Here is a 22,151-nt window from a genome sequence, read left to right as displayed (position 1 = left end):
CCGATGACCGACGCCCGCTGACGGACGGGCGTCATGGGCGGTCCCTCGGGAGAGAATCTTCCCGGGGGGCCGTTCGGCTCCTCACAGAGGTCGCAGAAAGGGCACCACCGGATGTCACAGCAGGTCAGGGGAGTCATCGCACCGGGCAAGGGCGAGCCGGTGCGGGTGGAGACGATCGTGGTGCCCGATCCGGGACCGGGTGAGGCGGTGGTCAAGGTCCAGGCCTGCGGCGTCTGCCACACCGACCTGCACTACCGGGAGGGCGGGATCAACGACGACTTCCCGTTCCTGCTCGGCCACGAGGCGGCCGGTCTGGTGGAGAGCGTCGGCGAGGGCGTCACCGAGGTCGCCCCGGGCGACTTCGTGATCCTCAACTGGCGTGCGGTCTGCGGGCAGTGCCGGGCCTGTCGGCGCGGCCGGCCGCAGTACTGCTTCGCCACCCACAACGCCAAGCAGTCGATGACCCTGTTGGACGGCACCAAGCTCTCGCCGGCGCTGGGCATCGGTGCCTTCGCGGAGAAGACCCTGGTCGCCGCCGGGCAGTGCACCAAGGTCGACCCGGCCGCCTCGCCGGCTGCGGCCGGCCTGCTGGGCTGCGGGGTGATGGCCGGCCTCGGCGCCGCCGTCAACACCGGCGGGGTCGGGCGGGGCGACAGCGTCGCGGTGATCGGCTGCGGTGGCGTGGGCAACGCGGCCGTGCTGGGCGCCCGCCTCGCCGGCGCGGCGAAGATCATCGCGGTGGACGTCGACCCGCGGAAGCTGAACCGGGCGAGCGCGCTCGGGGCCACCCACACGGTGGACTCCTCGAAGAGCGACCCGGTCGAGGAGGTCAGGGCGCTGACCGGTGGTCACGGCGCCGACGTGGTGATCGAGGCGGTCGGCCGCCCGGAGACCTACAAGCAGGCCTTCTACGCCCGTGACCTGGCCGGCACGGTGGTGCTGGTGGGCGTGCCGACCCCCGAGATGACCCTGGAGCTGCCGCTGCTGGACGTCTTCGGCCGCGGTGGCGCGCTGAAGTCCTCCTGGTACGGCGACTGCCTGCCCTCGCGCGACTTCCCGATGCTGATCGACCTCTACCTCCAGGGCCGCCTCGACCTGGACGCCTTCGTCACCGAGACGATCGCCCTGGACGAGGTCGAGCAGGCCTTCGACCGGATGCACGGCGGCGACGTGCTGCGTTCGGTGGTGGTGTTCTGATGCAGGTCATGCCTCCCGAGCCGGAGATCGAACGCCTGGTCACCGCCGGCACCTTCACCCTGGACGGCGGCAGCTGGGAGGTGGAGAACAACGTCTGGATCATCGCCAACGACCGCGAGGCCGTGGTGATCGACCCCGCGCACGACGCCGAGGCCATCGCGACGGCGGTCGGCGACCGGCGGCTGCTGGCGATCGTCTGCACGCACGCCCACAACGACCACGTGAACGGCGCGCCGGCGCTGGCCGCGCTCACCGGCGCGCCGATCCTGCTGCACCCGGACGACCTGCCGCTGTGGAAGCAGGCCCACCCGGGCGACAGCCCCGACGAGGACCTGAGGGACGGTCAGCGACTCGTCGTCGGCGGGATCTACCTGCACGTCCGGCACACCCCCGGGCACAGCCCCGGCAGCGTCAGCCTGTACGTGCCGGCGCTGGACGCGGTGTTCACCGGGGACACCCTGTTCAAGGGCGGGCCGGGGGCGACCGGGCGGTCGTTCTCGGACTTCCCGACCATCATCCGCTCGATCCGCGAGCGGCTGCTCGACCTGCCGCCGGAGACCGTGGTGTACACCGGGCACGGTGAAACCACCACGATCGGCGCGGAGGCTCCGGACCTGCCGGACTGGATCGCCCGCGGGCACTGAGGTGGCGGGGCCCGGGCGGTGCGGTCCGCCCGGGCCCTGGGTTCACAGCGCGGCGAGTTGGGTGGTGAGGGTGTCGCTGTGCTGGAAGGTCAGGCCGGCCAGCGCGACGTGCTTCCAGCGGACCGTGCCGTCGGCGTCGAGGATGAAGACCGAGCGGCGCAGACCCAGGCCGGGTACCGCGATGCCGTAGGCCTTGGTGACCGTGCGCTCGGTGTCGGCGAGCAGCGGGAAGCCGAGCCGGTGCTTGCGCGCGAAGCGCTCGTGGCTGTCGAGGTCCTGCGGGCTGATGCCCCAGACCGTGGCACCGAGGCCCTTGAAGCGGTCCAGGTCGGAGGTGTACGAGCAGAGCTGCTTGGTGCAGACGGCGGTGTCGTCGCCCGGGTAGAAGACCAGCACGAGCGGGGCACCGGCCGCGTCGGCGAGCCGGTAGTCGCGGCGGTCGGCGGTGCCGCCCTCGCTGTCGCCGTCGAGGATGAGGCCGGGGAGGGTGAAGTCGGGGGCGGGCGAGCCGACCTCGGGGGACTTGGCCATCGGGGGAACCCTTCGTGGGCTGTAATGGATAGAACGTTCGTTCTTCCGATGTGCCGAATCGTAGCCCGGCGGCGGTGCCGGCGCCAGCACCACGGTCGGGGCCGGGCGCTCGTGCAGTACGGTCGGGGACGTGAGTACGTCTGCCGCCGCCAGCGCTTCCGCCGACGCCCCGCCCGTCCCTCGCCGGTCCGCGGCCCGCGAGCGCGTACTCGCGGCCGCCACCCGGCTGTTCTACGCCGAGGGGATCCACGCCGTGGGCGTGGACCGGATCATCACCGAGGCCGGCGTCACCCGGGCCACCTTCTACCGGCACTTCCCGGGCAAGGAGGACCTGGTCCGCTCGTACGTCGAGGAGTGGGACGCCCGGGTGCGTGCCGAGGCGGCCACCGTGCTGGCCCGGCTGACGGCGGAACAGGTGCTGCCGGCGCTGGTCGCCCGGCTGGCCGAGGAGATGTGTGGGCCGGGCTTCCGAGGCTGCCCGTTCATCAACGCCGCGGCCGAGTACCCGGAGGCCGACCACCCGGTGACCCTCGCCATCGCCGCGCACCGGCAGTGGTTCCGCGGCCTGCTGGCGCGCCTGCTCGCCGTGACCGGCCTGCCGGTGGAGGCGGCCGAGCAGCGCGCCGACGAGCTGGTGCTGCTGCGCGACGGCGCGATGGTCGGCGCCGCGCTGGGCGCCCCGACGCCGGTGGCCGCGACTCTGGAACGCGCGGTGCGGAAACTGCTCGGGGCCGGTTAGCGCCTGGAGCCGGGCCGGGGTCGTAAGCTCGCCGGTCATGACCGTGACGCGTTCCGCCCTGCTCTTCGTGCTCGCCGCCCTGTTGGAGATCGGGGGTGCCTGGCTGGTCTGGCAGGGCGTCCGCGAACACCGGGGCTGGGCGTGGATCGGCGTGGGCGTGGTGGCCCTCGGCGCCTACGGTTTCGTGGCGACCCTCCAGCCCGACAGCCACTTCGGCCGGGTACTGGCCGCCTACGGCGGCGTGTTCGTGGCCGGCTCGCTGCTGTGGGGCGTGCTGGTCGACGGCTTCCGCCCGAGCCGGTACGACGTGATCGGCGCGGTGATCTGCCTGGCGGGGGTGGCGGTGATCATGTACGGGCCGCGGGGGCGGTAGGGGTGGGTGCCCCTGGCGCCGGCGGTGGTGGGGTGCTGGGATGCGGTTGGCGGTGCGGTGGCGCAGGGTCGAGGCATGAGCGGTGTGATCGTGCTGATGGAGTTGGAGCCGAGTACCGAGGTGCTCAGCGGCGGCGAGGTCGACGTGGGGGCGCGGATCCGGTGGGTGCATGCCGCCCCGGCGGATCCGGAGGTGCCGGAGGACCCCGGACCGCTGACCTTCTGCGGCATCGACACCGGGCCGCTGGAGCGGGAGCCGTACGCCCCCGCCGCACCTGGTGACCCCTGGTACCCGCCCTCGCAGCGCACGCGCCGCTGCCGAGACTGCGAGGCCGCGCTGCGTGCGCGGTGAGGGGGTGGGGTGGCGGGAGCGGTCGGTGGTGGGGGCACGGGCGGACCGCGGGCCCCGGGTGGGGCACGCGGTCCGCGTGGGCGTGGGGCGGGCGGGTCAGGGGGCGGAGGTCAGGGTGCGGGGCTGGGGGACGAGGAGGTCGGCGAGCCGGGCGGCCGAGGTGCCCAGGCCGGTCGGGCCGCCGATCGGGGCCGGGGGGACCGGCCGCGTGGTGCCCGCGAGGGTGGCCGGGCCGCCCGGGGGCTGGGTGCCGGCCGGGCTGCCGCCCGAGGATGAGGGCGAGCCGGGGAACGCGGCGGCGGCCGCGCCGATGAGCGCACCCGCGACGGAGGCCGCGCCGGGCGGCGCCGCCAGGTCCGAGAACGGTCCGGAGGCGGTGAGCGCGCCGCCCACCGGCCCGGCCGGGACCCGGCCGGGCGGGCGGAACCGCGGCGAGGGCTGGTGCTCCAGGTAGGCCTCGCCGTACCGCAGGCAGTCGCGGTGCCAGACGTAGATGCCGGACAGCCAGTCCTGCAAGTCCGACACGTAGTTCCCGACGGCCGCGCGGGCGGCCGGGTCGAGGTCGAAGTCCTCCAGGAGCTGCGGGAGTTCGTGCGCCGCGATGTGCTGGAACTGTCGCATCCGGGACGTCATCAGATCGTTGACGACGGCCGCCGCCTGCGGGATGTCGCAGTTCAGGAAGGACTGCACCACCAGCACGGCGTTGTGCAGCTCGCCCTCGAACTGGATCTCCTTCTGGAACGAGAACATGTCGTTGAGAAGGCAGGCGTAGTCCGCGGCGGAGTTCTCCAGCGCGACCATCGGGCCGGCCCGGAACACCTCCTCCGGCACCGCGTTCGCCCGGGCGATCCGGCACAGACTCATGGTGAGGTCGGAGCCGAAGGTCTTGCGGCGCATCTCGATGTAGTCGACCGGGTCGGGGATCCGGTGCTGGGCCTGGTTGGCGAGTTCCCAGAGCCAGCTGGCCGTCATGTCCTCGACCGAGGCGCGGAACTGCTGCCGGGCACGCGGTGTCATCGCACCGGCCGTGCGGGCCCAGAGGTCGGCCAGGCCGCGTTCCAACGCCGTGGCGGCCGTGGCCGCCTGGGGGTCGCCGGGCCGCGCGTCGAGCGGCATCTGCGCGGCGAGCCGCTCCACGCAGAGCCGCGCACCGGTCAGGTCGCGTGAGTAGCCGAAGGCGCGGACGAGGTAGTCGTCGCCGTAGGTGCCCCAGACCAGCCAGTCGCTGGTCAGGGCGAGCTTGTCGGGGGTGGCGTCCGGGTCGATGCCGGCCGCGCAGAGCGGCAGGTCGTACTGGATGAGCTGCTCCTCGGTCCAGACGCCGGAGCTGAGGTCGCCGGGCTGCTCGTCCAGCAGGCCCGTCTCCCTGGCCCAGCCGCGGACATGGCGCCGCGAGGACTCCAGGTGCGGGCTGAGCCGGGGCGTGAACGGCAGGTAGAAGTCGGGCAGCGGGAGCGGGCCCACCTGCTGGTAGGGGACGTGGGTGAAGTTGCGCGGCCCGCCGGGCGAGGCCAGACCGAGCGAGCGCACCAGGTTGGCCGCCGAGGCCCCCAACCCGCCCGGGAGCAGGGCGAGTCCACCGAACGCGGAGTCGGCCCCGCGGGCTCCCGCGCCCGGTTGACCGTTCATGTAGCGGCTGGAGCGCATGTGCCATTCGTGGCCACCGGACTGCCAGTCCTGCAGCCCCTTGACGTATGCCAGCACGTCCGCGCAGGCCTTCGGATCGAGGCCGAACTCGGCGAACAGCGGGGGGAGTTCGGTCACCACGGTGTTCTCGAACTGGCGCAGCCGGGAGGTCAGGATCTCGTTGACCGCGTCGGCGGCCCGCTGCGTGGTGTAGCCGAGGAAGGTCTCCAGCACCAGTACGCCGTTGCTGAGTTCGCCCTCCTCCTCGGTCTCCCGCTGGTAGGAGAAGAGGTCGTTGCGCAGGTGCACGCCGTCCGCGAAGGTGTCCCGGAGGACCCGCAGCGGACGGCTGCCGGCGACCACCGCGGGGACCTCGGCGCCCACGGCGTGCTCGACCAGCCCGGCGGACCAGGGCGCGCCGCCGACCTTGCGGCGCATCTCGATGTACTCGACCGGGTTGGGGATCCGGCCGGCGTTGATGTTGGACAGCTCCCAGAGCGACTCGTTGAGCAGGTGCTCGGTGCTCTCACGGAACCGGGCCCGCCAGTCCAGCGACATGCTGGGGACCGTCCGGGCCCAGAGGTCGGCGAGGCCGGCCTCCACCGGGTTGGTCGGTTCGGGAAAGCCGTCGGCGAGGTCCATCGGCATGAACGCGGCCAGCCGGTCCAGGTAGGCCTTGCCGCCGGCGCGGTCCTGGCTGCGTTTGAAGGTCTCCAGGAAGTGGTCGTCGAAGAAGAACACCCAGACGTACCAGTCGGTCACCAGGGCGAGCTCGGCCGCGTCCGTGTCGGGGTGGGTGTAGGCGCAGAGCAGGGCGTAGTCGTGCGACTCCAGGTCGTGGGTGTCCCAGACGCCGGAGCCCTCCAGCATGCCCATCGCGCGGGCCCACGTCCTGGTGTGCGTCCGGGCGCTCTCCAGGTGCGGGTTGAGGCGCGCCGGGTGCGGCAGGTAGAACTCGGGCAGTTCGAAGGGTTGTGCGGTCGAAGCTTTCGAAGGCGTCGAAGGTCCTGTGGTCACTGTGGCCCCCCAGCGTGGTCGCTCGCGGGTGACCGTCGGCGCGGCACCCGGACCGGTGGCGCGCACGGCCCGGGTGCGGACCCGGGCCGTGCGACCGGCCCTGCCCAGTCTCGGCAGGAGGCTCCGGGACGTACAGCCGCGTGTGGCAGCGCGGGCCCGGCGTGCGGCCGGGGCTGCACGGGATCTTTCGAGCGAAGATCCACCGAATGCCTGCGCGCCGGGGGAGGACCGGCTAGGACTACTGCCGGTAGGTGGTCAGGAAGCGGCCGATCCGGCTGATCGCGGTCTCCAGGTCGTCCGCCCGGGGCAGCGTGACGAAGCGGAAGTGGTCCGGGCGCGGCCAGTTGAAGCCGGTGCCCTGGACGATGTGGATCTTCTCGCGGAGCAGCAGGTCCAGCACGAACCGCTCGTCGTCGTGGATCTCGTGCACCGCCGGATCCAGCTTGGCGAACGCGTACAGCGCGCCCTTCGGCTTGACGCAGCTGACCCCCGGCAGCTCGTTCAGCGCCCGCCAGGCGACGTCGCGCTGCTCGGTCAGCCGGCCGTTCGGCAGGGTGAGGTCGTGGATGGACTGGTGCCCGCCGAGCGCCGCCTGGACCGCGTACTGCGCCGGGACGTTCGGGCAGAGCCGCATCCCGGCCAGCATGGTGAGCCCCTCCAGGTAGTCCCTGGCGTGCTCCTTCGGACCGGACACCACCAGCCAGCCGCTGCGGAACCCGGCCACCCGGTAGGACTTGGAGAGCCCGTTGAAGGTGAGGGTCAGCACGTCGTCGGAGAGCGCGGCCAGGCAGTGGTGCTCGGTGCCGTCGTAGAGGATCTTGTCGTAGATCTCGTCCGCGAACACCACCAGACCGTGTCGGCGGGCCAGGTCCAGGATCCCCTCCAGCAGCTCCTTCGGGTAGACCGCGCCGGTCGGGTTGTTGGGGTTGATGACGACGATGGCCTTGGTCCGGTGGTTGATCTTGGCGGCGATGTCGGCCAGGTCCGGGTACCACTCGGCCTCCTCGTCGCAGAGGTAGTGCACCGGCTTGCCCCCGGCGAACCGGACCACCGCCGTCCAAAGCGGGTAGTCCGGGGCGGGCACCAGCACCTCGTCACCGTCGTCCACCAGGGCCTGCACGGCCATCGGGATCAGCTCGGAGACGCCGTTGCCGAGGTAGACGTCGTTGACGCCGACCCCGGGTACCCCGCGCTGCTGGTAGTACTGCACCACGGCCCGGCGGGCGGGCATGATCCCGCGCGAGTCGCTGTAGCCGTGCGCCTGGGGGAGATGGCGGATGACGTCCTGCAGGATCTCGGCGGGCGCCTCGAAGCCGAAGGCGGCCGGGTTGCCGGTGTTCAGTCGCAGCACGCTGTGGCCGGCCTCCTCCAGGGCGTTCGCCTGGTCGACCACCGGACCGCGGATCTCGTAGCAGACGCCCGAGAGCTTGCTGGACTGGCGATACTCCATTGCTGCGGCCTCCCGACCCTCACCCACGCTGGTGCTTTGTTCTACCAAGTAAGCGCTTGGAAAGTCCAACCTTTTGGCTATGCTGATCGCCATGTCACGTCAGTCACGCCGAAGCTACGACCAGTACTGCGCCGTCGCCCGGGCCCTGGACGCGGTGGGGGAGCGCTGGAGCCTCCTGATCGTCCGTGAACTGCTGGGCGGGCCGCGCCGCTACACCGATCTGCACGCGGACCTGCCGGGAGTGAGCACCGACATCCTGGCGGCCCGGCTGAAGCAGCTGGAGGCCGAGGGCGTGCTGCAACGGCGGCGGATGGAACCACCCGCACGGGGGATGGTCTACGAGTTGACGGCGCGTGGGGAGGCGCTGCGCGCGGTGGTGGCGGCGCTCGGGGAGTGGGGGATGGACGCGCTCGGCGCGCCCCGGCCGACGGACGCGGTGCGCGGGCACTGGGTGACGGTGACGCACGAGCCCGTCGGCTGAGGCCGGCGCCGGTCAGCCGGTCGTCGGGCGGCCGATCGGTCCGCCCCGGGGACGGGGTCAAGGCGAGAGCGACGGTGCCCGGTGGATGCCGAACTCGTGCCGGAGCGCCGAACGCGCCGCCAGGTACCCGCACATGCCGTGCACGCCGGGCCCCGGCGGGGTGGCGGCGGAGCAGAGGTACACCCCGGGCAGGGCGGTGCGGTACGGGTCCCAGCGGGGTACCGGCCGCAGCACGGACTGCCGCAGCGTGATCGCCCCGGCGGAGATGTCGCCGCCGACGTAGTTCGGGTTGTACCGCTCCAACGCGGCCGCGCTGCACGCCTGTCGGGCGATGACGGTGTCGGCGAACCCGGGCGCGTACCGCTCGATCGACGCCGTCACCAGCTCCGCCGGATCCGTGGGGTCGCCGTTCGGCACGTGCGCGTACGCCCACACCGGACGGGCCCCGCCGGCCGCCCGCCCCGGGTCGGTCGCCGCCGGGTCGACCACCAGCACGAACGGCCGTCCGCCGGGCAGCCCCCGGGCGACCCGGGTCTCCTGCCGGAACACCTCGCGCTGGGTGCCGCCGAGGTGCACCGTGCCGGCCCGGCCCACCCGAGGATCGGCCCAGGGGATCGGCGCCGAGACCAGGAAGTCGACCTTGGCGGCCCCGGGCCCGTACCGGAACGCGCGCAGGGCGCGCCGGTAGCGCTCGGGCAGCAGCGCTCCCGACACCCGCAGGAACTCCGTCGGCCCGAGATCCAGCAGCACCGCCCGGGCGCCGCGCAGTTCGCGCAGGTCGGCGACCCGGCGCCCGGTGGTGATCCGCCCGCCGTGCGCCGTCAGGTCCGCGGCCATCACCCGGGCGATCCGGTCGCTGCCGCCGCGCACCAGCGGCCAGCCGGTGCCGTGCGCCAGGTGACCCAGCAGCAGCGCCACCGCGGCACCGGTCGGCGAGGGCAGCCGGCCGACGGCGTGCGCGGCGACGCCGGCCAGCAGCGCCGGGGCCTGCTCGCCGGCGAACTGGTGGCGGGCGAGCGGCGTGCCGACGGTGGGGAGCCGCGCCGCCAGCAGCAGCGCGGCCACCGGGTCCGCCGGCAGGCTCCGCTGGCCGGACAGCATCAGGTCGACCAGCCCGCGGCTGTGCAGCAGCAGCGGCTCCATCAGGGCGCGCCAGCGCCGTCCGTCCGGTCCGAGCTCCGCGCAGGTCCGGCGCAGGCTCCGGTAGGCGAGCCCGGCCCGCCCGCCCGGGAGCGGGTGGGCGTAGCTCAGCTCCGGCACCAGCAGGTCGACGCCGCGCGCGGCCAGGTCGAACTCGCGCAGGAACCGGGACGCCCGGGCCATCGGGTGGGCGGTCGAGCAGAGGTCGTGCCGCACGTCGGGGCGGAAGAGCGCGGCCGACCGCAGCCCGCCGCCGACCTCCGGTGCCGCCTCGTGGAGCTCGACCGCGAGCCCGGCCCGGGCCATGGTGATCGCGGCGGCCAGACCGTTCGGTCCGGATCCGACCACCGCGACGTCCGGCCGGCCGTCCGTCATGGTCCGCGCTCCTCTCGACGGTCACAGTGATCATCCCGCCACCGGGTGCGCGGCGCACCCCGGTCGATCCGGGGCGCCGCCGCGCGCGTAGCATCGTGCCGCCATGGACGAGACCACCGCCCCCACCCGCTTCGCGAGCTACGTCGCCCTCGGTGACTCCTTCACCGAGGGCATGTGCGACGAGCTGCTCCCGGACGGCCACTACCGCGGCTGGGCCGACCGGCTCGCCGCCGCGCTGGCCGCCGAGGGCGGCGGATCCGGCCTCAGGTACGCCAATCTGGCGGTCCGGGGCAAGCTGATCGGCCAGATCTGCGACGAGCAGCTGGCAGCGGCCGCCGGGATGGGGGCCGAGCTGGTCACCCTGGCCGGCGGGCTGAACGACGTGCTGCGCCCCGGCTGCGACATCGCCGAGGTCGAGGCCCGGCTGGCGGCGGCGGCCGAGCGGCTGCTGGCCACCGGTGCCACCGTGGTGCTCTTCACCAGTACCGACCCGAGCCGCCGGATGGCCGGCAGCGCCCGGCTGATGCCCGCGATCCGCCGGCTCAAGGCCTTCGTCGAGGGGCTCGCCGCCGCGCACCCGAGGGCCGTGGTGGTGGATCTGTTCTCGGCCGGCTGCTTCGACGACCGGCGGCTGTGGGCCGAGGACCGGCTGCACCTCTCGCCGGAGGGCCACCGCCGGGTCGCCGAGGCGGTGCTCCAGGCGCTCGGCCGCCCGGGCGCCTTCGACTGGCGCGCCGCGCTGCCGCCCGCCCCGCCGGCCGGGCGGTGGCGGCGGGTGCGGTCCGACCTGCACTGGCTGCGGATCCACGTCGGCCCGTGGCTGGTCCGGCGGCTGACCGGCCGCTCCTCGGGGGACGGCCGGCCGGCGAAGCGGGCCGAGCTGCTGCCGTACGAGGGCTGACCGGCGGCGACCGGACTCTGCCGCTCCGAGGGGTGCGGTGAGTATGCTCGGCTGCCGTGACCACGACGTCGGGTAACCACTCTCAGCTGACCCCCGCTCAACTGACCTCCGCGACGGCGCGTTTCCGCTCCGCCCGCGACCTGCTGCTGCGGCCGGGCGCCGAGCGGTTCGCCTGGCCGGCCATCGAGGGCCGGTTCAACTGGGCGGTCGACTGGTTCGACGCGATCGCCCGCGGCAACGACCGGACCGCGCTGTGGATCGCCGAGGAGGACGGCACCGAGGCCCGCTACAGCTTCGCCGAACTGGCCCACCGCTCCGACCAGGTGGCGCACTGGCTGGTGGGTCAGGGGGTGCGTCCCGGCGACCGGGTGCTGCTGATGCTCGGCAACCAGGTCGAGTTGTGGGAGGCGATGCTCGCGGTGATGAAGCTCGGCGCGGTGATCATGCCGACCACCACCGCGCTCGGCCCGGCCGACCTGGCCGACCGGATCGCCCGCGGTGCGGCGGGGCACGTGCTGGCGAACGTCGCGGACACCGCGAAGTTCCAGGACCTGGAGGGGAGTTACACCCGGATCGCGGTGGGTGAGGGTGAGGCCGCCGGCTGGGCCCGGTACGCCGACGCCTACGCCCTGGCGGAGCCGTCGCCGTTCGAGGCCCGTACCTCGCCCGGCGATCCGCTGCTGGTCTACTTCACCTCCGGCACCACCAGCCGGCCCAAGTTGGTCGAGCACACACAGATCTCCTATCCCGTCGGGCATTTGACGACGATGCACTGGATCGGCCTGCGCCCGGGCGACGTCCACCTCAACATCAGCTCACCGGGCTGGGCGAAGCACGCCTGGAGCTGCTTCTTCGCGCCGTGGATCGCCGAGGCGACCATCTTCGTGTACAACTACGCCCGCTTCGACGCCACTCGGCTGGTCGAGCAGCTGCACCGGGCCCGGGTCACCACCTTCTGCGCGCCGCCCACGGTGTGGCGGATGCTGATCCAGGGCGACCTGTCGGCCGGCCCGGGCGCGTTGCGCGAGCTGGTCGCGGCCGGCGAGCCGCTCAACCCCGAGGTGATCGCGCGGATCGAGGAGCACTGGGGCCTGACCATCCGGGACGGCTTCGGGCAGACCGAGACCACCCTGCTGGTCGGCAACACCCCGGGTGCGCCGGTCAAGCCCGGCTCGATGGGCCGCCCGCTGCCCGGTGTGCCGGTGGTGCTGGTGGACCCGGTCTCCGGGAAGCCCGCCGACGAGGGCGAGTTGTGCCTGGACCTCGCCGAGCGGCCGCTCAACCTGATGACCGGCTACCTGGGCGACCCCGAGCGCAACGCGGAGGTGACGGCCGGCGGTTACTACCGCACCGGTGACGTGGCGAGCCGCGACGCGGACGGCTACATCAGCTACGTCGGCCGCACCGACGACGTGTTCAAGGCGTCCGACTACAAGGTCTCCCCGTTCGAGCTGGAGAGCGTGCTGATCGAGCACCCGGCGGTGGCCGAGGCGGCGGTGGTGCCGGCGCCGGACCCGACCCGGCTCGCGGTGCCGAAGGCGTACGTCGCGCTCGCGCCCGGCTGGGAGCCGGACCGCGAGACGGCGCTGGCGATCCTGCGGCACGCCCGGCAGAACCTGGCGCCCTACCTGCGGGTGCGCCGGGTCGAGTTCTTCGAGCTGCCGAAGACCATCTCCGGCAAGATCCGCCGGGTCGAGCTGCGGGCCCGCGAGGAGCACGGGCTGCCGGCCACGGCCCGGGAGTGGCGCGACGACCAGTTCCCCGAGCTGCGCGGCTAGCGCCCCGTCAGGCGGCCCAGGGCGGGGTGAGGACCGTGCCGTCGGCGAGTTCGGCCCGCAGGCCGAGCCGGGTGGTGACCCAGGCGCGGCCCGCCTCCCGCTCGGAGCCGTGCACGGCGAGGCGGCAGCCGGCGGGGGCGATCACCACGTCGCCGGCCCGGGCGGTGGTCCGCTCGTCGTCGATCGAGAAGGCCAGCTCGCCCGCCTGGACCAGGAAGACCTCCTCCCGGCTGATGGTGTGCGGTACGCCGCGGCTGCCGGCCGGGATCTCCAGCCGCCAGGCGGCGAGTTCGGTGCTGCCGGTGGCGCTGGTGGCGTAGGAGGTGAAGCGGGCGCCGTGTACCTCGTGGACGGCGCCCTCGGTGGCGGTGATGACGGGCATGGGAGTCCCTTCCGTGGAAGCAAATGGTCAAGCTACTTGCCTATCTCGTCAAGTGGCAGACTGGCCGCCATGACCGAAGCCCCCGACCCCGTGGCCCTCAGCCTCCCGCCGCTGGTGCTGAGCCTGGCGGCCGACCTGGTGCGCCGGATCGACGACGGGGTCCGCCGGCGCGGCTTCGCCGACCTGCGCCCGGCGCACGGCTACGCCTTCGTGCGGCTCGCCCCCGACGGCGCCACCGTCGGTGAGCTGGCCGAGCACCTGGACGTCACCAAGCAGGCGGCCAGCCAGCTGGTCGAGGAGCTGGTCCGCAAGGGCTACGTCGAGCGCCACCCGCACCCGGCCGACGCGCGGGCCCGGCTGATCGTCCTCACCGAGCGCGGCCGGGCCTGTACCCGGGCGGCCGAGGAGGCGGCGGCCGAGGCGGTCCGCCCGTGGCAGGCAGAGCTGGGGCCGGCCCGACTGCGCGAGCTGCGCGACGGACTGGCCCGGCTCGCCCCGTCCGGCCGGCTGCGCCCGCTCTGGTGAAACCGGCCCCGGAGGCTCAGCTGAGGGTGAGCCGGATCCCGACCGTGCCCTCGGTGCCGCGCCGGATCCGGCTGCCGAGCATGGTCAGCCGCCCGAGGATGCCGTACTTGCGGGCCAGCAGGGCGCGGTAGCGGGTGGTGCCCGCGGTGTCCAGCAGCTCGGCGCGGGCCGGCACCGACAGCCCGGTCGGCTTGCCCCGGACGTCGCACGGGCCGACCAGCACGTCCGGCCGGCGGCGGATCCGCTTGACCTTCCAGGAGTCGGTGGCGGTCCACACCCCCAGCGCCGGCCCGTCCCGGACCACCCAGACCGGGGTGGCCACCGGCGAGCCGTCCTTGCGATACGAGGTGACCAGCAGGTACTTGCCGCGGCTGAGCCGCTCCAGCTGCGCTTCGTCCATGGCCCGAACTGTACGGGCCTCGCGCCACACCGCCGGGGAAGGCGCGGAAGCTGCCAGAATGCAGGGCGTACCAGCAGGACCGGCAGTGCAACTCTGATCGACAGCGCAACTCTGGAGAAGGTGACCGGCTTCGTGACCACGCCAGCCGAGCAGGCAGCACAGGCAGCAGCGGCAGCCGAACGGGCAGTCGGGCGGCGGATCGCCGAGGAACTCGGTGTCCGCGAGGGCCAGGTGAGGGCAGCCGTCGAGCTGCTGGACGGCGGTTCGACCGTGCCGTTCATCGCCCGCTACCGCAAGGAGGTCACCGGCGAGCTGGACGACGCCCAGCTGCGCACCCTGGAGGAGCGGCTGCGCTACCTGCGGGAGCTGGAGGAGCGGCGCGCGGCGGTGCTGGAATCCGTCGAGGCGCAGGGCAAGTTGGACGACGCGTTGCGAGCGCAGATCCTGGCCGCCGACTCCAAGGCCCGGTTGGAGGACATCTACCTCCCGTTCAAGCCCAAGCGGCGCACCAAGGCGCAGATCGCCCGCGAGGCCGGTCTGGAGCCGCTGGCCGACCAGCTGCTGGCCGACCCCGGGCAGCAGCCGGCCGTGCTCGCCGCGACCTTCGTCAACGAGAACGTGGCCGACGCGCCCGCCGCGCTGGAGGGCGCCCGGGCGATCCTGGTCGAACGCTTCGCCGAGGACGCCGACCTGATCGGTGGCCTGCGCGAGCGGATGTGGACCCGTGGCCGGCTGGTCGCCACCGTCCGGGAGGGCAAGGAGCAGGAGGGCGCCAAGTTCGCCGACTACTTCGACTTCGCCGAACCCTTCACCAAGCTCCCCTCGCACCGGATCCTGGCGATGCTGCGCGGCGAGAAGGAGGAGGTCCTCGACCTGGAGCTGTCCCCGGAGGACGGCGAGCAGTCCGGCGACCTGCCCGGCCAGAGCGACTACGAGCAGCGGATCGCCGCCCGGTTCGGGGTCGCCGACCACGGCCGTCCGGCTGACAAGTGGCTCGGCGACACGGTCCGTTGGGCCTGGCGGACCAGGATCCTGGTCCGGCTCGGCCTGGACCTGCGCACCCGGCTGCGCCAGGAGGCCGAGGACGAGGCGGTCCGGGTGTTCGCCGCCAACCTGCGCGACCTGCTGCTCGCCGCACCCGCCGGCACCCGGGCCACCATGGGCCTGGACCCGGGCTTCCGGACCGGCGTCAAGGTCGCGGTGGTGGACGCCACCGGCAAGGTGGTGGCGCACGACACGATCTACCCGCACCAGCCGGCCAACAAGTGGGACGCGGCGCTGTCCACCCTGGCCGCGCTGGCCAAGGCGCACGCGGTCGACCTGATCGCGATCGGCAACGGCACCGCCTCGCGGGAGACCGACAAGCTGGCCGAGGAGCTCATCAAGCGCCACCCGGAGCTGAAGCTCACCAAGGCGATGGTCTCGGAGGCGGGCGCCTCGGTCTACTCGGCCTCCGCCTACGCCTCGCAGGAGCTTCCGGAGCTCAACGTCTCGATCCGCGGCGCGGTCTCCATCGCCCGCCGGCTGCAGGACCCGCTGGCCGAGCTGGTGAAGATCGACCCCAAGTCGATCGGGGTCGGCCAGTACCAGCACGACCTCAGCGAGGCGAAGCTGTCGCGCTCGCTGGACGCGGTGGTCGAGGACTGCGTGAACGCGGTCGGCGTGGACGTCAACACCGCCTCGGCGCCGCTGCTGACCCGGGTCTCCGGGGTGACGGCCGGGCTGGCCGACAACATCGTCGCGCACCGGGACGCCAACGGGCCGTTCCGCACCCGCAAGGCGCTCAAGGACGTGGCCCGGCTCGGGCCGAAGGCGTTCGAGCAGTGCGCGGGCTTCCTGCGGATCCAGGACGGGGACGACCCGCTGGACGCCTCGGCGGTGCACCCGGAGGCGTACCCCGTGGTGCGACGGATCCTGGCGGCCACCGGTGGCACGGTGCGCGAGCTGGTCGGCAACGGTGCGGCGCTGCGGGCGCTGCGGCCGGCCGACTTCGCGGACGAGACCTTCGGCGTGCCGACCGTCACGGACATCCTGGGCGAGCTGGACAAGCCCGGGCGCGACCCGCGGCCGGCGTTCCGCACCGCGACCTTCAAGGAGGGCGTCGACAAGATCGGCGACCTGGAGGTGGGGATGGTGCTGGAGGGCGTGGTGACCAACGTCGCCGCGTTCGGGGCCTTCGTCGACGTGGGGGTGCACCAGGACGGGCTGGTGCACGTGTCGGCGCTGTCGGCGAAGTTCGTCAAGGACCCGCGGGAGGTGGTCAAGCCCGGTGACGTGGTGACCGTCCGGGTGGTCTCGGTGGACGTGGCGCGCAAGCGGATCGGGCTGACCCTGCGGCTGGACGACGAGGTCGGGCGGCCGGGCGGCGGATCGGGTGGTTCGGGCCGCACCGAGCGCGGAGGCGAGCGCGGTCCGCGTCCGCCGCGGCAGGACCGGCGCGGGGGCGGCGGCCCGGGTGGCTCGGCGCCGATCGGCAACAGTGCGATGGCCGACGCGTTGCGGCGGGCGGGGCTGACCAAGTAGGTGCTGAGGCGTGGGAGGTCGGCAGAGTCGACTTCCCACGCCTCGTGACGTCCTACAGGGTGCCATCGCGGTGCGCCGCGGCGAACGCCACCAGCTCGCCCCACCAGGGCTCCCGCCCCCGGGACAGCAGCTCGCAGGCCTCCGCCACCGGCATCGCCCGGACCTCCTCGACCTGCTCGCCGTCCGCCGGGTTGGTCGGCGCGGAGTCGACCACCACCTCGGCCCACCCCCACAGCCAGGCCTTCTCCGGGTGCGGCTGCCACGGGCGGTACGGCTCCGGATGGTCCGTCACGCAGCGGTGCGCGCCGATCCAGCTGGCCGGCCCGAGCAGCCGCGCGCCGGCCTCCTCGCGCAGCTCGCGGTCCAGGCAGGAGCCGATGCTCTCGCCCGCCTCCCGGGTGCCGCCCGGCAGGAACCAGTGGCCGCGCGAGTCGCGGCAGAGCACCAGCAGGTCGCCGGTGAACCCGGCGAGGTGGATGTTGGTGATCAGACCGTCCGGCGGCAGCTCGGTGGAGAACTGGGCGTCCATCCCTCCCCACTCCCAGCGCTGCGGCGCGAAGAGCGCGGGGAAGCGGTCCTGTGGGCGGTTCGCGATATCGGTCGTTTCCGTCATCGGCCGATCCTAGTGGGCGTTTCCCACCGGCCGGCGCCCGCAAGACGGGGAGCGTCCACCCTCCCGTTCCGGCCGCCGATGCGGCAGGCTGGAGATATCAGTTACCCGCGAGTAGGGAGCAGCGCATGGCGCCGACCCACGAGGTCACCAACCAGGTACCGCCGCCGTACGGCCACAACACCGCGGAGGACCCGGCTCTGCTCGCCGCCCTGCACCGGGCCGGTGCCGGCTGGGCCGAGCCCGAGCTGCGCGAACTCGGCGCGCTGGCCGGCACCGAGCAGGCCGCCGAGTGGGGCCGGCTGGCCAACGAGAACGAGCCGGTCCTGCGCACCCATGACCGCTTCGGCCACCGGATCGACGAGGTCGAGTTCCACCCCGCCTGGCACCAGTTGATGGAGATCGCCGTCTCGCACGGCATGCACGCCGCCCCCTGGCAGGACGCCCGCCCCGGCGCGCACACCGCCCGGGCGGCCAAGTTCTACCTCTGGGGCCAGGTGGAGGCCGGCCACAGCTGCCCGATCTCGATGACCTACGCGGCCGTCCCGGCGCTCCGCAGCACCCCTGAACTGGCCGGCTGGCTGGAGCCGTTGCTCGCCTCCCCCAGCTACGACTTCGGCCTGCGCGAGCCGCACGGCAAGCGCGGCCTGATCGCCGGCATGTCGATGACCGAGAAGCAGGGTGGTTCGGACGTCCGGGCCAACAGCACCACCGCGGTGCCCGCCGCGGACGGCAGCTACCGGCTGACCGGCCACAAGTGGTTCACCTCCGCGCCGATGTCCGACGTCTTCCTGACCCTCGCCCAGGCGCCCGGCGGGCTCAGCTGCTTCCTGCTGCCGCGGGTGCTGCCGGACGGCTCGCGCAACGCGCTGTTCATCCAGCGGCTCAAGGACAAGCTGGGCAACCGTTCCAACGCCTCGGCCGAGTTGGAGTACGACGGCGCGGTCGGTTGGCTGGTCGGCGAGGAGGGGCGCGGCGTGCCGACCATCATCGAGATGGTCAACATGACCCGGCTGGACTGCACCCTCGGCGCCGCCTCCGGGATGCGGCTCGGTGTCCAGCGGGCGGTCCAACACGCGAACCACCGGCGGGCGTTCGGCAAGGCGCTGATCGACCAGCCGCTGATGCGCAACGTGTTGGCCGATCTGGCGATCGAGTCGGAGGCCGCCACCACGGTCGCGCTGCGGCTGGCCGAGGCGACCGACCGGGCGGTGGCCGGGGACGAGGGCGAGGCGCTGTTCAAGCGGCTCGGGCTGGCGGTCTCCAAGTACTGGGTGTGCAAGCGCGGTCCGGCGCACGCGGCGGAGGCGTTGGAGTGCCTGGGCGGCAACGGGTACGTCGAGGAGTCGGGGATGCCGCGGCTCTACCGGGAGGCGCCGCTGGTGTCGATCTGGGAGGGCTCGGGCAACGTCGCGGCGCTGGACGCGCTGCGGGCGATGGCGCGCAGCCCGCAATCGCTGGACGCCTACTTCGCCGAGGTGGACGCGGCGGCCGGTGCCGACCGCCGGCTGGACGCGGCGGCGGCCGGACTGCGCAAGCAGCTGGGCGACCTGACCGACCTGGAGTTCCGCACCCGCCGGCTGGTCGAGCAGCTGGCGCTGACCCTGCAGGGCGCGCTGCTGGTCCGGTACGCCGACCCGGCGGTCGCCGACGCCTTCTGCGCCTCGCGGCTGGCCGGCGACCACGGCGGCGCCTTCGGCACCCTGCCGGCGGGCGTCGACACCGAGGCGATCCTGCGCCGCGCGCAGCCCGTGGCGGGTTAGGGACTGCCCGGCGGGCAAGGGAGCAGGCCGGCTCGGTGGCCGCGGCCGGGGCCGGCCGCCCGCCGTCCACCGGCGTGCGGGGCCCACCCGGGAGCCCCGCACGCCAATGATGGGGTGACAGATTCTGCCAGCTGTCAGCTGACAGCTGCCACCCGTTTTCGACCGCGGTTGTTCGGCCAACCCGCTCAGCCGGCCGCCCGGCCGGTCGGCCGTTCGGTGATCCAGATCTGCAGCCGATCGGTCTCCGCCGGGGTGCTCGGTGGCCGCCGGTCGACCCGGTCCAGGCGGTAGCCGAGCTTGCGCGGGACGGCCGCGCTGGCGAGGTTGGTCTCGTCGCAGTGGATCTCCACCCGGACGATGCCGGGCAGTGCCAGCGCCGCCTCGGTGAGCGCGCGGGCGGCGTCGGTCGCGATCCCCCGGCCCGTGTGGGCCGCGTCCACCCAGTAGCCGATCTCCAGCGCGCCCGGCCCGACCCGGCCGTGCAGCCCGAACGCGCCGACGATGCTGCCGGGTTCGGCGTCCAGCCCGACCACGTACAGGAAGTCGGTGCCGTCCTCCCAGAGTTGCCAGCCGGCCTTGGTCATCTCGGTGCTGCGCTCCAGGGTCGGCGCCGAGCCGGCCCAGGGCATCCAGGGCCGCAGGTGTTCCAGGTTGCGGATCACCGCCGCGTTGGCCGCCGCGGCGTCCGCCACCGTCCGGCGGCGCAGCGAGACGCCGCCGGGCAGGGCGATCAGCTCCGGCGGTCGGCCGGTGGTGACCGGGGCGGCGGCTGCGGGCTCGTCGGAGGTTCGGCTCATGTCCCGCATGATGGCAGCCGGCCGTCCACCCTGACCAGCCGTTTCCGCGGTGCCCGGAGCGTGGTTCAGAGCCGGACCAGCACCTCGTCCAGCTCCTTGCGCCGCAGGTCCGGCACCCGGGCGCCGTCGGCCGGGTAGCCGACCGGGATGACGTAGGCCGCCCGCTCCTCGGCCGGCCGGTCGCACACCTCGTTGAGGAAGCGCATCGGGCTCGGGGTGTGGGTCAGCGTGGCCAGCCCAGCCTGGTGCAGCGAGGCCAGCAGCAGGCCGACCGCGATCCCCACCGACTCCTTGGTGTAGTACGGCCGAGGCGAGTCCGGCCCCTTGTGCACCTCGAAGACCACGATCACCGCCGGTGCGTCCTCCAGGAACGGCTTGTGCCAGTCGGTCCCGATCGGCGCCAGCGCGGCCAGCCACTCCGCCGAGGCCCGGTGCGCGTAGAACTCGCGCTCCTCGGCCTCGGCCGCCTCGCGCAGCCGCCGCTTGCGCTCCGGGTCGGTGATCACCACGAACCGCCAGGGCTGGACGTGGGCGCCGCTGGGCGCGGTGGCGGCGGTCCGGACCGCCCAGTCGATCACCCCGTCCGGGACCGGGCGGGTCGCGTAGTCGCGGACGGTCCGGCGCTGGGCCATCACGTCGTGGAAGGACCGGCAACGGTCCACCGCCTCGTGGGCCGGCACGGTCATCGGGCGGAGCGGGACGGTCGGGAGGTCCGTCGCGGGCGCTGTGCTGTCAGCCATGGTCGACAGCACAGCACACCACGGCCGCTCGGCGGAAGAGGTTCAGACCTCTCCACCCTGACGGTGGCCGATCAGAACTCGGTCACCCGGCCGTCCGCCACCGCGATCCGCCGGTTCACCGAGACCGCCTCCAGCATCCGCCGGTCGTGGGTGACCAGCAGCAACGTCCCCGGGTAGGAGGCCAGTGCCGACTCCAACTGCTCGATGGCGACCAGGTCCAGGTGGTTGGTCGGCTCGTCCAGCACCAGCAGGTTCACCCCGCGAGCCTGCAGCAGCGCGAGCGCCGCCCGGGTGCGCTCGCCGGGCGAGAGCGTGTCGGCCGGGCGGAGCACGTGCGCCGCCTTCAACCCGAACTTGGCCAGCAGGGTACGGATGTCGGCCGGCGCCAACTCCGGTACGGCGGCGCCGAACGCCTCCAGCAGCGGCTCGCCGCCGAGGAACAGTCCGCGTGCCTGGTCCACCTCGCCGACCACCACGCCGGAGCCCAACGAGGCGTCCCCGGAGTCGAGTTGGAGCCTCCCGAGGAGAGCGGCCAGCAGCGTCGACTTGCCCGCGCCGTTGGCCCCGGTGATCGCCACCCGGTCCGCCCAGTCGATCTGCAGGTCGACCGGACCGAAGGCGAACTCGCCACGCCGGACGGCCGCCTGACGGAGCGTCGCCACCACCGAGCCGGAGCGCGGGGCGTTCGCGATCTCCATCCGCAGCTGCCACTCCTTGCGCGGCTCCTCGACCACCTCCAGTCGCTCGATCATGCGCTGGGTCTGCTTGGCCTTGGCGGCCTGCTTCTCCGAGGACGAGACGGCCGCGGCCTTGCGGATCCTGTCGCTGTCGGGCTGCTTCTTGAGGGCGTTGCGCACGCCCTTGTCCGCCCAGCCCTTCTGCATCCGGGCCCGGGCCTCCAGGCCCGCCTTGGTCTCCGCGTACTCCTCGTACTCCTCGCGGGCGTGCTGCCGGGCCCGCTCGCGCTCCTCCAGGTACGAGTCGTAGCCACCGCCGTAGAGGTTGACCTGCTGTTGGACGAGGTCCAGCTCCAGCACCCGGGTCACCGTCCGGGCCAGGAACTCGCGGTCGTGGCTGATCAGCACCGTCCCGGCGCGCAGGCCCTTGACGAACGACTCCAGCCGGGCCAGGCCCTCCAGGTCGAGGTCGTTGGTGGGCTCGTCCAGCAGGAACACGTCGTAGCGGGAGAGCAGCAGCGAGGCGAGGCCGGCCCGGGCCGCCTGGCCGCCGGAGAGCGCGGTCATGGGCAGGTCGAGGCCGACCTTGAGGCCCAGCGAGTCGGCCACCTCCTCGGCCCGCTCCTCCAGGTCGGCGCCACCCAGGTTGAGCCAGCGGTCCAAGCAGTCCGCGTAGGCGTCGTCGGCGCCCGGCCGGCCCTCGACCAGGCCCTCGGTCGCCACGTCCAGCGCCGCCTGGGCGGCCGCCACGCCGGTCCGCCGGGCCAGGAAGTCGCGGACCGACTCGCCGGGACGGCGCTCCGGCTCCTGCGGCAGGTGGCCGACGGTGGCGGCGGGCGGGCTGAGCGTGATCGAGCCGCTCTCCGGCCGGTCCAGCCCGGCCAGCAGGCGCAGCAGGGTGGACTTGCCCGCGCCGTTGACGCCGACCAACCCGGTCACCTCGCCCGGCGCGACGACCAGGTCGAGCCCGGAGAAGAGGGTGCGCTCGCCGTGGCCCGCGCTGAGATCCTTGGTTACGAGAGTGGCACTCATGATGTCCCCGATCCTAAGGCGGGCCGGGGCGGGCCCGGGGAACGGCCAGGGAAAACCGGTTGTCGAGGCCGGCCGGGCGCCCGTAGCGTTGCCGTCGTC

20 protein-coding genes and 1 pseudogene are annotated in these 22,151 nt (G+C 73.6%); 11 read left to right on the top strand and 10 right to left on the bottom strand.

Annotated elements, in window-relative coordinates; all coding sequences use genetic code 11:
* Positions 1–111 precede the first annotated feature (111 nt).
* Together ACZ38L_RS12300 and ACZ38L_RS12295 are read left to right on the top strand one after the other, a co-directional pair.
* On the top strand, positions 112–1,197 hold the full coding sequence (locus tag ACZ38L_RS12300; protein WP_465691919.1) for an S-(hydroxymethyl)mycothiol dehydrogenase: 1,086 nt from the start codon (positions 112–114) through the stop codon (positions 1,195–1,197).
* Entirely contained in the window at positions 1,197–1,841 is a 645-nt protein-coding gene (locus ACZ38L_RS12295) for an MBL fold metallo-hydrolase (protein WP_465691917.1), read from the top strand. The genes ACZ38L_RS12300 and ACZ38L_RS12295 overlap by 1 nt, the downstream gene beginning before the upstream one ends.
* A 42-nt stretch (positions 1,842–1,883) precedes the next feature.
* Here ACZ38L_RS12295 and ACZ38L_RS12290 read toward each other — a convergent pair whose 3' ends face one another.
* The gene (locus tag ACZ38L_RS12290; protein WP_465691915.1) at positions 1,884–2,372 is read right to left on the bottom strand and encodes a peroxiredoxin; all 489 of its coding nucleotides are present in this window, start codon (positions 2,370–2,372) and stop codon (positions 1,884–1,886) included.
* A 130-nt stretch (positions 2,373–2,502) separates the two neighbouring features.
* Between ACZ38L_RS12290 and ACZ38L_RS12285 the strand changes: the two genes are divergently transcribed.
* From ACZ38L_RS12285 to ACZ38L_RS12275, 3 genes are all read left to right on the top strand, one after another.
* On the top strand, positions 2,503–3,111 hold the full coding sequence (locus ACZ38L_RS12285; protein WP_465691913.1) for a TetR/AcrR family transcriptional regulator: 609 nt from the start codon (positions 2,503–2,505) through the stop codon (positions 3,109–3,111).
* A 37-nt stretch (positions 3,112–3,148) separates the two neighbouring features.
* Positions 3,149–3,484 carry a YnfA family protein gene (locus ACZ38L_RS12280; RefSeq protein ID WP_396561338.1) on the top strand — a complete coding sequence of 112 codons (336 nt, stop codon included), beginning with the start codon at positions 3,149–3,151 and terminating at the stop codon, positions 3,482–3,484.
* A gap of 75 nt (positions 3,485–3,559) precedes the next feature.
* Positions 3,560–3,835 (top strand): hypothetical protein, encoded by a 276-nt coding sequence (locus ACZ38L_RS12275; protein WP_465691911.1) that lies wholly within the window; start codon positions 3,560–3,562, stop codon positions 3,833–3,835.
* 96 nt (positions 3,836–3,931) lie between these two features.
* Here ACZ38L_RS12275 and ACZ38L_RS12270 read toward each other — a convergent pair whose 3' ends face one another.
* Both ACZ38L_RS12270 and ACZ38L_RS12265 read right to left on the bottom strand, forming a co-directional pair.
* Positions 3,932–6,478, bottom strand: a complete 2,547-nt coding sequence (locus tag ACZ38L_RS12270) for a terpene synthase family protein (RefSeq protein ID WP_465691909.1) — start codon at positions 6,476–6,478, stop codon at positions 3,932–3,934.
* 238 nt (positions 6,479–6,716) lie between these two features.
* Positions 6,717–7,928, bottom strand: a complete 1,212-nt coding sequence (locus tag ACZ38L_RS12265; RefSeq protein ID WP_465691907.1) for a pyridoxal phosphate-dependent aminotransferase — start codon at positions 7,926–7,928, stop codon at positions 6,717–6,719.
* Between the two features lie 91 nt (positions 7,929–8,019).
* Between ACZ38L_RS12265 and ACZ38L_RS12260 the strand changes: the two are divergent.
* Positions 8,020–8,379 (top strand): annotated as a pseudogene (locus ACZ38L_RS12260) (winged helix-turn-helix transcriptional regulator); the annotation flags it as partial.
* 87 nt (positions 8,380–8,466) lie between these two features.
* Here the strand turns inward: ACZ38L_RS12260 and ACZ38L_RS12255 are convergent.
* Positions 8,467–9,924 (bottom strand): phytoene desaturase family protein, encoded by a 1,458-nt coding sequence (locus tag ACZ38L_RS12255; protein ID WP_465691905.1) that lies wholly within the window; start codon positions 9,922–9,924, stop codon positions 8,467–8,469.
* Between the two features lie 103 nt (positions 9,925–10,027).
* On the opposite strand from ACZ38L_RS12255, the gene ACZ38L_RS12250 reads away from it, so the two are divergent.
* Both ACZ38L_RS12250 and ACZ38L_RS12245 read left to right on the top strand, forming a co-directional pair.
* Positions 10,028–10,825, top strand: coding sequence for an SGNH/GDSL hydrolase family protein (locus ACZ38L_RS12250; protein WP_465691903.1), 798 nt, complete (start codon positions 10,028–10,030; stop codon positions 10,823–10,825).
* Positions 10,826–10,881: 56 nt separating this feature from the next.
* On the top strand, positions 10,882–12,603 hold the full coding sequence (locus ACZ38L_RS12245) for an AMP-binding protein (RefSeq protein WP_465691901.1): 1,722 nt from the start codon (positions 10,882–10,884) through the stop codon (positions 12,601–12,603).
* Between the two features lie 7 nt (positions 12,604–12,610).
* On the opposite strand, the gene ACZ38L_RS12240 is transcribed toward ACZ38L_RS12245, so the two are convergent.
* Positions 12,611–12,985: a cupin domain-containing protein gene (locus ACZ38L_RS12240; protein ID WP_465691899.1), complete on the bottom strand. Its 375-nt coding sequence runs from the start codon at positions 12,983–12,985 to the stop codon at positions 12,611–12,613.
* Between the two features lie 69 nt (positions 12,986–13,054).
* Here ACZ38L_RS12240 and ACZ38L_RS12235 point away from each other — a divergent pair, with 69 nt between their 5' ends.
* A complete protein-coding gene (locus ACZ38L_RS12235) occupies positions 13,055–13,510 on the top strand; it encodes a MarR family winged helix-turn-helix transcriptional regulator (RefSeq protein WP_465691897.1) in 456 nt (151 codons plus the stop codon).
* Positions 13,511–13,526: 16 nt separating this feature from the next.
* Here the strand turns inward: ACZ38L_RS12235 and ACZ38L_RS12230 are convergent, their stop codons facing one another.
* Complete coding sequence (locus ACZ38L_RS12230) at positions 13,527–13,910, bottom strand: PPOX class F420-dependent oxidoreductase (protein ID WP_465691895.1); 384 nt, start codon at positions 13,908–13,910, stop codon at positions 13,527–13,529.
* 132 nt (positions 13,911–14,042) lie between these two features.
* Here ACZ38L_RS12230 and ACZ38L_RS12225 point away from each other — a divergent pair, with 132 nt between their 5' ends.
* The gene (locus ACZ38L_RS12225; RefSeq protein ID WP_465691893.1) at positions 14,043–16,433 is read left to right on the top strand and encodes a Tex family protein; all 2,391 of its coding nucleotides are present in this window, start codon (positions 14,043–14,045) and stop codon (positions 16,431–16,433) included.
* 52 nt (positions 16,434–16,485) lie between these two features.
* On the opposite strand, the gene ACZ38L_RS12220 is transcribed toward ACZ38L_RS12225, so the two are convergent.
* On the bottom strand, positions 16,486–17,046 hold the full coding sequence (locus ACZ38L_RS12220; RefSeq protein WP_465691891.1) for an NUDIX domain-containing protein: 561 nt from the start codon (positions 17,044–17,046) through the stop codon (positions 16,486–16,488).
* Positions 17,047–17,171: 125 nt separating this feature from the next.
* Here ACZ38L_RS12220 and ACZ38L_RS12215 point away from each other — a divergent pair, with 125 nt between their 5' ends.
* Positions 17,172–18,806 (top strand): isovaleryl-CoA dehydrogenase, encoded by a 1,635-nt coding sequence (locus ACZ38L_RS12215; RefSeq protein ID WP_465691889.1) that lies wholly within the window; start codon positions 17,172–17,174, stop codon positions 18,804–18,806.
* Positions 18,807–18,991: 185 nt separating this feature from the next.
* Here the strand turns inward: ACZ38L_RS12215 and ACZ38L_RS12210 are convergent, their stop codons facing one another.
* The 3 genes from ACZ38L_RS12210 to ACZ38L_RS12200 form a co-directional block, all read right to left on the bottom strand.
* Positions 18,992–19,603 (bottom strand): GNAT family N-acetyltransferase, encoded by a 612-nt coding sequence (locus ACZ38L_RS12210; RefSeq protein ID WP_465691887.1) that lies wholly within the window; start codon positions 19,601–19,603, stop codon positions 18,992–18,994.
* A 65-nt stretch (positions 19,604–19,668) separates the two neighbouring features.
* The gene (locus ACZ38L_RS12205) at positions 19,669–20,343 is read right to left on the bottom strand and encodes a nitroreductase family protein (RefSeq protein WP_465691885.1); all 675 of its coding nucleotides are present in this window, start codon (positions 20,341–20,343) and stop codon (positions 19,669–19,671) included.
* A 71-nt stretch (positions 20,344–20,414) separates the two neighbouring features.
* On the bottom strand, positions 20,415–22,052 hold the full coding sequence (locus ACZ38L_RS12200; protein ID WP_465691883.1) for an ABC-F family ATP-binding cassette domain-containing protein: 1,638 nt from the start codon (positions 22,050–22,052) through the stop codon (positions 20,415–20,417).
* Between the last annotated feature and the right edge of the window lie 99 nt (positions 22,053–22,151).

This window comes from Kitasatospora sp. NPDC024654, from assembly GCF_055559155.1.
This window is presented reverse-complemented; position numbering and strand designations above follow the sequence as displayed.